This is a genomic window from uncultured Lutibacter sp. (assembly GCF_937891065.1).
Classification (GTDB): Bacteria; Bacteroidota; Bacteroidia; order Flavobacteriales; family Flavobacteriaceae; genus Lutibacter.
This window is the reverse complement of record NZ_CALAEQ010000082.1, coordinates 22,338-33,096: the sequence shown is the minus strand read 5'-3', so window position 1 is coordinate 33,096 and position 10,759 is coordinate 22,338. Positions and strand designations below refer to the sequence as shown.

At 31.4% G+C, this 10,759-nt stretch carries 8 protein-coding genes; all 8 read right to left on the bottom strand.

Annotated elements, in window-relative coordinates; genetic code table 11:
- Nucleotides 1–1,182: MBL fold metallo-hydrolase (locus Q0352_RS04875; RefSeq protein WP_299524470.1), on the bottom strand; the 1,182-nt coding region annotated here is incomplete at its 3' end.
- 109 nt (nucleotides 1,183–1,291) lie between these two features.
- Entirely contained in the window at nucleotides 1,292–3,037 is a 1,746-nt protein-coding gene (locus Q0352_RS04870; RefSeq protein WP_299524467.1) for a SulP family inorganic anion transporter, read from the bottom strand.
- Entirely contained in the window at nucleotides 3,021–4,763 is a 1,743-nt protein-coding gene (locus Q0352_RS04865; protein ID WP_299524463.1) for a SulP family inorganic anion transporter, read from the bottom strand. The genes Q0352_RS04870 and Q0352_RS04865 overlap by 17 nt, the downstream gene beginning before the upstream one ends.
- An 84-nt stretch (nucleotides 4,764–4,847) precedes the next feature.
- Nucleotides 4,848–5,870, bottom strand: a complete 1,023-nt coding sequence (ruvB, locus tag Q0352_RS04860; RefSeq protein ID WP_299524460.1) for a Holliday junction branch migration DNA helicase RuvB — start codon at nucleotides 5,868–5,870, stop codon at nucleotides 4,848–4,850.
- 76 nt (nucleotides 5,871–5,946) lie between these two features.
- Nucleotides 5,947–7,698, bottom strand: a complete 1,752-nt coding sequence (locus tag Q0352_RS04855; protein WP_299524457.1) for a cbb3-type cytochrome c oxidase subunit I — start codon at nucleotides 7,696–7,698, stop codon at nucleotides 5,947–5,949.
- Nucleotides 7,699–7,729: 31 nt separating this feature from the next.
- Complete coding sequence (locus tag Q0352_RS04850; RefSeq protein WP_299524454.1) at nucleotides 7,730–8,740, bottom strand: cytochrome c oxidase subunit II; 1,011 nt, start codon at nucleotides 8,738–8,740, stop codon at nucleotides 7,730–7,732.
- A gap of 95 nt (nucleotides 8,741–8,835) precedes the next feature.
- Complete coding sequence (locus tag Q0352_RS04845; RefSeq protein WP_299524450.1) at nucleotides 8,836–10,173, bottom strand: quinol:cytochrome C oxidoreductase; 1,338 nt, start codon at nucleotides 10,171–10,173, stop codon at nucleotides 8,836–8,838.
- A gap of 28 nt (nucleotides 10,174–10,201) precedes the next feature.
- Nucleotides 10,202–10,756 carry a cytochrome c gene (locus Q0352_RS04840; RefSeq protein WP_299524447.1) on the bottom strand — a complete coding sequence of 185 codons (555 nt, stop codon included), beginning with the start codon at nucleotides 10,754–10,756 and terminating at the stop codon, nucleotides 10,202–10,204.
- Between the last annotated feature and the right edge of the window lie 3 nt (nucleotides 10,757–10,759).

Below are 10,759 nucleotides of genomic sequence, written 5' to 3'. Positions count from 1 at the left end.
ATGTTCAGATAAATATTCTGATTCTTTTCTAACATCCATCGCAACTTGCATAGAATCATCTTTTAGTTTATTTGCAAATTGAGTTGCAGATATAGAACCAATTTTATCTACTTTATGCCCTGCTGCTTTCCATGAATGAATTCCACCACGTAAATAACCTAAAGTATGGTCGTATCCAACACGCGAAAGACGAATTACAACTTCATGTTCTCTTCCTTCTTCAGCAATAAAAATTATTTTTTGATTAATATCTTTAATTAATGCTCCAACCCAAGGTGCAAAACCTCCTTCAAGACCAATATACCAAGCACCCGGAACGGTACCTTCTTCAGCATAAATTTCTTTGGTACGAGTATCTAATACCAAAATATCATTTTGCTCACTTATTTCTTTGAATGAATCAGCATCAATTGGAATAGTACCTCTGTGTATAACTTCATCAATACTAATGTTAATACCTTTATTCATTCTAACATTATTCCCAAAATATTGTGGTGGTGGTTTTAATCCAGTTGTAACTTCCACAATAAATTCTTCTTTAGTCATATCAGCTCTTAAAGCATAGTTTGTTTTCTTTTGATTTCCTAAGGTATCAAAAGTTTCAGAGCTCATATTTTTACCACAGGCTGAACCTGCTCCATGATTTGGATATACTATAATATCATCAGGTAAAGTCATTATCTTATTTCGAAGAGAATCAAATAAATGACCTGCCAAATCAGCTTGTGTTAAATCAGATTTAACAGCTAAATCTGGGCGACCAACATCACCAATAAATAAACAATCTCCTGTAAACACATAAGGTTTATTACCTTTTTCATCAATTAATAAATAAGATGAAGATTCCATGGTATGCCCAGGGGTGTGTAAAAGTTTAAGTGTTAAATCTCCAATTTTAAAATTTTCACCATCTTTTCCTTGGTGAATATCATAAATAGGATCTGCATTTGGACCAAAAACGATGGTTGCTCCAGTCTTTTTTGCTAAGTCAACTTGACCAGACACAAAATCTGCATGAAAGTGAGTTAAAAAAATATATTTAATTTTAGCTCCATCAGCTTTTGCCATTTCAATATATGGTTCAGTTTCTCTTAAAGGGTCAATTATTGCGGCTTCTCCATTGGAATGAATATAATATGCCATTTCCGCCAAGCATCCTGTAAACAATTGTTCAACTTTCATAATTATCTGATTTTTATGTTATTAAATTTACATTTTGAAATTCAAAACTACAAGTTAGATTTTATGTTTTTGTGATTCAAGTTACATAAAATTTTATTTTTAGAAAAATTTAACGATTCGTTTGTTTAACGTATTTAATAAAGTTACGACCATTTTCTTTATTATTTGAATTTTTATCAAAAGAATCAACAGCTTCTTGAATACTCATAAAACAGTTTTTATAGCTAATTTCTTTCATGATTTCACTTTTTTCAAAAACATCTCTAACAGGACCTTTCATCCCTGTAAAAACTATATCAATATTTAAATTATTGTACTTTTTAATAATTTCATATAACATATAAACACCTGAACTATCAATACTATTTATGCTTTCTCCATCAATTATAATTAGTTTTAAATTCTCTCCTTTCTCTATAACATACTCTTCTAATTTATCTTTAAAATACTGAACGTTTGCAAAATAAAGTTGTGCATCAAACCGTACTATTAAAATAGCTTCATTAACCTCTAAAAGTCCTTCAAATCTTTTTATGTTTCTATAGAAATGAGTCCCTGAAACTTTTCCTAAAATAGCAATATGAGGCTTTGTGCTTCTATAAATTAACATTGCCATTGATAAAATAACCCCTATAAAAATCCCTTCTTTTATTCCAACAACTGCTGTTACTATAAGAGTACTATTTAAAATTATTAATTCTCTTTTCGAATATTTTAAAATTTGTTTAGGAACTTTAAAGTCAAGCAATCCATAAACTGCTACTATAATTATTGCTGCAATAATTGACTTTGGTAAATAGTAAAAAACTGGAGTTAAAAAAAGTAATGTAAACCCAATTACAACGCTCGCAATAATTGCAGCCATTGGTGTTTTTGCTCCTACTTGATTATTGACAGCTGATCTAGACAATCCTCCAGTTGCTGGATATGTTTGGAAAAATGAGCCAATAATATTCCCCATTCCAAGAGCGATTAACTCTTTATTTGCTATTACTTTATAGGTATTATTATGTTTCAATTCAATTGCTTTTGCAACTGATATTGCTTCTAAAAATGCAATAAAAGATAACGTTAGGGCAATAGGAAATAACTCTTTCATTATTTCAATATTAAAACTCGGCATTTTAAAAGATGGTAATCCTTCTGGTATATTTCCTATTATTTGAACTCCTGCTTCATCTAATTTTAAATATTTCACAACTAAAATCCCAAATACTACCACAATTAAAGCAGCTGGTATTTTAGTTGTTATTCGTTTAAAGAAAATTAAAATTAAGATTGAAATCCCTCCTATTGCAAAAGCTATATAATTAATATCTTTTAAGTGTTGAAATAGCGCTATAACAATACTATGTAACTTATTATCACCTTGAATATTAACCCCAAGTAAATGCTTTAACTGACTGAATGCAATTATTAAAGCAGCTGCAGAAGTAAATCCGCTAATTACTGGCCTTGACAAAAAATTAACCAAAAACCCCAATTTAAACAATCCAAATATTACTTGTAAAACTCCCATCATAAAAGCTAGAAGTATTGCAAATTCAATAAAATTTTCAGTACCAATTTCTGCTAATGTTGCCACTCCTGATGCTACAATTAATGAATCCATAGCTACAGGCCCAACTGCTAGTTGTCTAGATGTTCCAAAAATCGCATAGATGATTTGAGGAATCATAGCGGTATACAATCCATAAATTGGCGGTAACCCAGCAATCATGGCATACGCAATACCTTGTGGAACCAACATAATTCCAACTGTTAAACCTGCTGAAAGGTCTCCTTTTAACCAAGATTTATTATAATTTGGTAACCATTCAAAAATTGGAAATATATCTTTAAGACTCAATTTCATTTTTACATTCTTTAAAAATTTTCACCGAACAATTCTCACATATATCGCTCTCTAATTTATTGTAAATTGTAGAAATAGCAGTATTCTTATCTTTAAAGAAATTTTCATAACCAATTCTTTCAGAAAAACCTCCATTATTTAGAACATCTTGGCTTATAATTTTTAATCCAGAAAAATAAATTCCACCACCTCTCGCCTTCCATTTGCCAACTTCATGAGTTAACCATTCTGCTCCTGCCAAATCAATAAAATTAATTCCATTTGACAAGACCAAAACATGTTTGTAAGTGTTTTTTTCATACAAACTCATAAAAAAGTTTGAAATTTCCTCAACGGCTCCAAAATAAAGTGAACCATCAATACGTATCACTTTTATTTGTGGACATTCTTCTACTGATGAATCTCTGATTATATTCACAAATTTTTTGTCAATATTTAAACCTAATTCAGCCACATTTGGTTTAGAAGTACGTTCTAAATAAAAAATTAACGATACTGCAATTCCTAAAATTACCGCTTGTTCTAAATGTAAAAATAAAGTACCTAATAAAGTTAAGCTGAATACGAGCAGTTCTCTTTTACTGCTCATATATATTAGTTTTATATGTTTAAAATCAATTAAGTTATAACCTACCAATAAAATAATTCCTCCCATTGCAGGTTTGGGTAAGAAAGAAGCATATTTGGCTCCAAATAATAAAACAAGTATTAAACCAAGTCCAGCAATAATTGCTGAAAGAGGTGTTTTAGCTCCTGCCTGATAATTTACACCTGAACGCGTAAAAGAACCCGAACTTGCATAACATGAGAAAAAACTAGGAATTATATTTGACAACCCTTGTCCAATAAATTCCTGATTATTATTTAACTTTTGATGTGAATGTAAAGCAACAGCTCTTGAAATTGAAACCGCTTCAACCAACCCTAAAAGCGCTAAAACAATTGCTCCTGGAAATAACTTCTGCATCCAATCAAAACTGAAATTCGGAATTTTAAAAGGGGGCAAATGGCTTGGTATATTTCCAACTGTTTGAATACCTGAGTTTTCTCCACCCATATAAATTGCTAGTAAAGTTCCTAATACCATTGCAATTAATAAATTAAATCTTCCAATTTTCTTTATGAATTTTTTTATTATAATAGCAATTAAAAGTGTTACTAAAGCAACAATTAAAGCATAATAATTGGTTTCTTTAATGTGTAAAATTATATAATTTACAACTTCGTATATCTTAGAACCTTGGGGTACATTTATCCCAAAAACATGTTTTAATTGTTTAAATGCAATTAAGATTCCTGCTCCAGCTGTAAAACCAATTACAACCGAGTTTGAGACAAAATCAACAAGTTTTCCCATTTTAAAAAGCCCCATTAACAACTTAATAACTCCAGCCATAAATGACAATACAATGGTCATTGAAATATATAAGTCTATTTCGTTCTCCGGATGATAATATTTTGTGATAATTGCAAAAACAACAATTGAACTTGTAGTTGTTGGACCAGATATTAAGTGATTTGAAGATCCCCAAAGTGCTGCAATAACAGGAGCAATCATAGCAATATAAAAACCGTAAACTGGTGGCATCCCAGCTATTAACGCAAAGGCTACTGCTTGCGGAATAACTATTATAGTCCCTGTTAATCCAGCAATTAAATCATCTTTCCAAGATTTTTTTACTAATGGAAGCCAAGTTAAAAAAGGAAATAGTTGTTTAAAACTCATTGTTAACTTACAAGTTTATAATTATTTACAAGACAAAAGTACAGTGAAGTATTTTTAGTTTTGTGATGACAATCACAAAAAAAATTAAAATAGTTCTCCTTGATTAAGTCCTTTTATTTTACCCAAATGTTTATAAGCAAGTTCTGTTACTTCACGTCCGCGTGGTGTTCGCATAATAAAACCTTCTTGAATTAAAAAAGGTTCATAAACTTCTTCAATGGTTTCTACATTTTCTCCTACCGCAGTTGCAATTGTGCTAATTCCAACTGGACCTCCTTTAAATTTATCTATAATGGTAGTTAAAATTTTATTATCCATTTCATCCAATCCGTGCGCATCAACATTTAATGCATTTAAAGCATATTTAGCGATCGTAATATCAATAGTTCCATTGCCTTTAATTTGAGCAAAATCTCTAACTCTACGAAGTAATGCATTTGCAATTCGTGGTGTACCTCTACTTCTACCTGCTATTTCTATTGCCGATTCCATTGAAATTGGAACTTTTAAAATAGTAGCACTTCTTTGAATAATTGTAGTTAACAATTCTGCACTGTAATATTGTAATCGGCTGCTAATTCCAAAACGAGCTCGCATAGGTGCCGTTAACAAGCCTGAGCGTGTTGTTGCACCAATTAAGGTAAATGGCTCTAAATCTATTTGAACAGTTCGGGCGTTTGGCCCAGATTCAATCATAATATCAATACGATAATCTTCCATTGCTGAATATAAATACTCTTCAACAATTGGACTTAATCTATGAATTTCATCAATAAATAATACATCACGTTCACTTAAATTGGTAAGCAACCCCGCTAAATCTCCTGGTTTATCTAATACAGGACCTGAGGTGATTTTTAAGCCAACATTTAATTCATTGGCAAGAATATGTGCTAACGTAGTTTTTCCTAATCCTGGAGGACCGTGAAACAAGGTGTGATCTAAAGCTTCGCCTCTTAAATTGGCTGCTTCAACAAAAATTTTTAAGTTTTCTAATACTTGTTCCTGACCTGTAAAATCATCAAAGGTTAATGGGCGTAATTTTTTTTCAACATCCAATTCTTCAGAAGTAAAATCTTTTTTTTCAGGATTCAAGTTTTCGTTCATAAAAACAAAGATAGCAGAAATAAAAAAACCTTTCTAAAAAAAAGAAAGGTTTTCATTTTATAATATTTTATATTTTTTAAGATTCCTCTTCACCATCCATTAAAGGTGTAATTTGGGTGACAAAATCTTCAGGTTGTCCTGGTTTACTATAATCATATGGCCAACGATGAACCGCAGGAATTTCTCCTGGCCAGTTCCCATGAACATGCTCAACTGGAGTTGTCCACTCTAATGTATTAGATCTCCAAGGATTTTGTTCTGCCTTTTTCCCTTTATAAATACTAATAAAGAAATTTGCTAAGAATATAATTTGTGCCGCACCACCCAAAATTGCAAATAAAGTAATTACAATATTTACATCCGCTACATCATCAAATAATGGAAATGCTGTATTTGAATAATATCTACGTGGTAAACCAGCTAGCCCAACAAAGTGCATTGGAAAAAACACACCATAAGCTGCAACTACGGTAATCCAGAAATGCCAATAACCTAATACTTTATTCATCATTCTGCCATACATTTTAGGAAACCAATGATAAACACCTGCAAACATCCCATAAATTGCAGATACACCCATCACCAAGTGAAAGTGGGCAACCACAAAGTACGTATCGTGTACATTAATATCCAGTGCACTGTCTCCAAGAACTATCCCTGTTAATCCTCCAGAAATAAATGTAGAAACAAAACCTATAGAAAAAAGCATTGCTGGGTTCATTTGTATATTTCCTTTCCACATTGTAGTAATCCAGTTAAAAGCTTTCACTGCTGAAGGAATTGCAATTAACAAAGTTGTAAATGTGAATACAGATCCCAAAAATGGATTCATCCCAGAAACAAACATATGGTGCCCCCAAACAATGGTAGATAAAAACGCGATTGCTATAATTGATCCAATCATTGCTCTATAACCAAAAATAGGCTTACGGGAATTACATGCTATAATTTCAGAAACTATACCCATTGCAGGTAATATTACAATATATACTTCCGGATGCCCTAAGAACCAGAATAAATGCTCGAACAATACAGGAGAACCTCCTTGATAATGTAAAACTTCACCTTGGATAAAAATATCTGATAAAAAGAATGATGTTCCAAAACTTCTATCAAAAATCAAAAGTAACGCTGCTGATAATAATACAGGAAATGAAACCACACCAATTATTGCTGTTACAAAAAACGCCCAAATTGTTAGTGGTAACCTTGTCATTTTCATTCCTATAGTTCGTAAGTTTAGAACTGTAACAATATAATTTAAAGCTCCTAGTAAAGATGAAGCAATAAATATTGCCATAGAAATTAACCAAAGTGTCATTCCCATTCCAGATCCTGGAATAGCTTGTGGTAAAGCACTTAACGGTGGATAAATTGTCCAACCTGCAGATGCTGGTCCTGCTTCAACAAAAAGTGAAGTAACCATAATTACACTTGATAAGAAGAATAACCAATATGAAACCATATTTAAAAAACCAGATGCCATATCACGAGCACCAATTTGCAATGGAATTAATAAGTTACTAAAAGTACCACTTAAACCCGCTGTTAGTACAAAAAACACCATGATAGTACCGTGAATAGTAACTAAAGCTAAGTAAATATCAGGTGACATAACTCCTCCATCTTGATGACGTCCTAAAAAAGCCTCAATTATAGTAAATGAATGATCTGGCCAAGCAATTTGTAAACGGAATAACATAGACATTAACACGCCTATTATTCCCATAAAAATACCTGTTACTAAGTATTGTTTAGAAATCATTTTATGATCTTGACTAAATATATATTTAGTTACAAATGTTTCTTTATGATGATGATCTGACATAATTATATTTTGTTAGTAGTATAGTTAGTTTTTATTGAACAACAACTTGAACCATTGTTTTTTGATCTTTCAACCAAGCATTAAAATCGGCTTCTTCCTGAACAACAATTTTCATTTGCATATTGTAATGCGAAGCACCACAAATTTTATTACATAATAAAAGGTAGTCAAATATGTAAGGGGCTTCTCCTTTTTCGGCTCTAATTTTGTTAATTCCATCCACTTTAGCAATGGTTTTATCATTCAACCTCATTTCTTCAGTAGTCATACTTGGAGTGAATGCAAATTGAGTAACCATACCAGGAACACAGTTCATTTGAGCTCTAAAGTGTGGCATATAAGCGGAGTGTAATACATCTTGTGAACGAAACTTAAAAATAACTTTACGTCCTTTAGGCAAACGCAATTCACGAACAGGCACATCATCCAATGCATTTTTATCTGTCATATCAACCCCCATAGTATTAATCCCTTTAATATTACGTACGTTGGCTAAACCTAATTCATTATCTTCTCCAGCGTATCGAGCTTCCCATTGAAATTGTTTAGCATAAACTTCAACAATTAAAGGGTTTTCAGCATCTGAAGTATCCATAACGTCATTCCAAACAAAAAGTCCATATAATACTAATCCCGACAAAGTTATTGCTGGAATAATTGTCCAAATCATTTCCAATTTATGACTATCAGCATAAAATACAGCTTTTCTTCCTTTAATACCTCTATATTTAAAAGCAAAATAGAATAGTAAAAATTGGGTAATTGCTTGAACAACTAAAATTAGTAACATAGTTACTAAATATAGTGTGTCATAACTTTCGCCTTCTATTGAAGCTGCATCTGGTAATAAAATTACCGAATATTTCCAAAACGAAAATATCATTAAACCATAGAAGAAAATTCCAAAGGCCGCAAATAAGACTCCTTGGGTATTATTATCTTTTTCAGTGGCGATTACGCCCTTTAAATTGAGTATACTTGTTATTTGCCAAATAGCAACGGCAAGCACAATTGCCAATAAAACATAAAGTAATGCTGTCATATTTTTTTGTTAGTAGTTAGTATAGTGTTGCCAAATATAAAAAAAATCCTGAATAAAATGTATTCAGGACTGTTTTCTATCTAATTTTTTATGCTTTAATAGTGAAAATGTTCACTTTCTTTTATAAATGGATTCCCTTTTGCTAATAATGGAGCTTTTGTTAATGCATTAAAAACCACATATATAAATACTCCTAAAATTAATAAAGCTGAACTTATTTCAGAAATACCAAAAAACCATTGTTCTCCAACTGTTGCTGGCATTATCATTACATAAATATCTATATAATGACCAATTAAAATTACAATACCGGTACAAACTATAAACCAGTTTACACGTTTATAATCACTGTTCATTAACACCAATAATGGGAATACAAAGTTTAAAACTACCATTCCTAAAAACGGCAATCTATAATCATTAAATCTTGTTACAAAGTATGTCACTTCTTCAGGAATATCTGCATACCAGATTAACATAAACTGAGAAAACCATAAGTAGGTCCAGAAAATACTAAAACCAAACATAAATTTTGCTAAATCATGTAAATGACTATTGTTTACAAATTCTAAATATCCTTTTCCTTTTAAATATATTGAAACCAATGCAATTGTTGTAATTGCTGAAACAATCATACTTGCAAATACATACCATCCAAATAATGTGCTATACCAATGTGGATCTAAAGACATAATCCAATCCCAAGACATCATAGATTCTGTTACTAAAAAGAATACTAAAAATGCTGCTGAACGTTTGAATAATTTTGTGTAATTACTTATATCTGTAGCGCTATCTTGAGCTAATGTTAATTTTCTTGAATGTTGTTGGTACCAAATCCATCCTGCCATATAAATTGCAGCTCTAATTAAAAAGAATGGTACATTTAAATAACCTACTTTATTTTGAATTAGCTCATCATGTGCTACTACTTCAGGATCCATCCATACAAATAAATGATTCATATGTAATGATGAAAGTACAAAGAATACAAATAATAAAATTGCACCAACAGGCAAATAAGCTGCTATTCCTTCCATAACTCTATATAATACAACAGACCAACCAGCTTGTGAAGCATGTTGAATAGCATAAAAAGCTAATGTGCCCAATGAAATCATAAAAAAGAAAAACAAAGCAACATATAATGCTGACCAAGGTTTGTTTTGCAATAAATGTAATACGTGTTCTGCATGTGCATCATCTGAATGTGTTTCAGTTTCAACACTAGCTAAAGTATCATGACCCGCAACTTCTGCTTCTACTTGATGAGTTGTAGCTACTTCACCATGAGTATCATGACTATCTTGCATCATTAGTTTAACATCTTCTACTGAACTTGGTGTAGATAAAAAGCCATATCCAACTCCCAAAAACCCAATAATCATTAGAGCAAATGCAACTATTTTTAATTTACTTGAAAAGGTATACATATTCTTAAATTCTATCTTAGTAAAAGTGTTATTTTAATAGTTCAGTTCTTAATTGCTGAACATACATTGTTGTTTGCCAACGCTCTTTAGCTGTTAACTGAGAAGCGTGTGATCCCATCATATTTCTTCCATACATAATAACGTGGTAAATACTACCCTCAGTTATTTCTCTGTCTTTATAATTAGGAACTCCTAAAAATTTATCTCTTTTAACCAATTCTCCATCTCCAACACCTGTTTTTCCATGACAAGTATTACAATAAATAGTGTACATCTTTTCTCCATTCGCTAAATTAGCTTCATTCAATTCTAATGGATTTTTAGAATCTATTTTTGCCGCTTCATACCCTTCATTTGTATTATCAAAATCATAAGGTACTTGTCCACGTGCAATAGTTCCTTCAACAGGAAGTTGTGTGGTCATACCATTTGCATGATTTGGATTTTCAGAATACGTTTCATACCCAACAGACTTATACATATCGGGCATATACTGGTAATTTGGCTTTGTTTTATCACTCCAACATGATGACACTATAAATGTAAAAGCCAATGCTATTGTTATTTTTAAAATGTTTTTCATTTT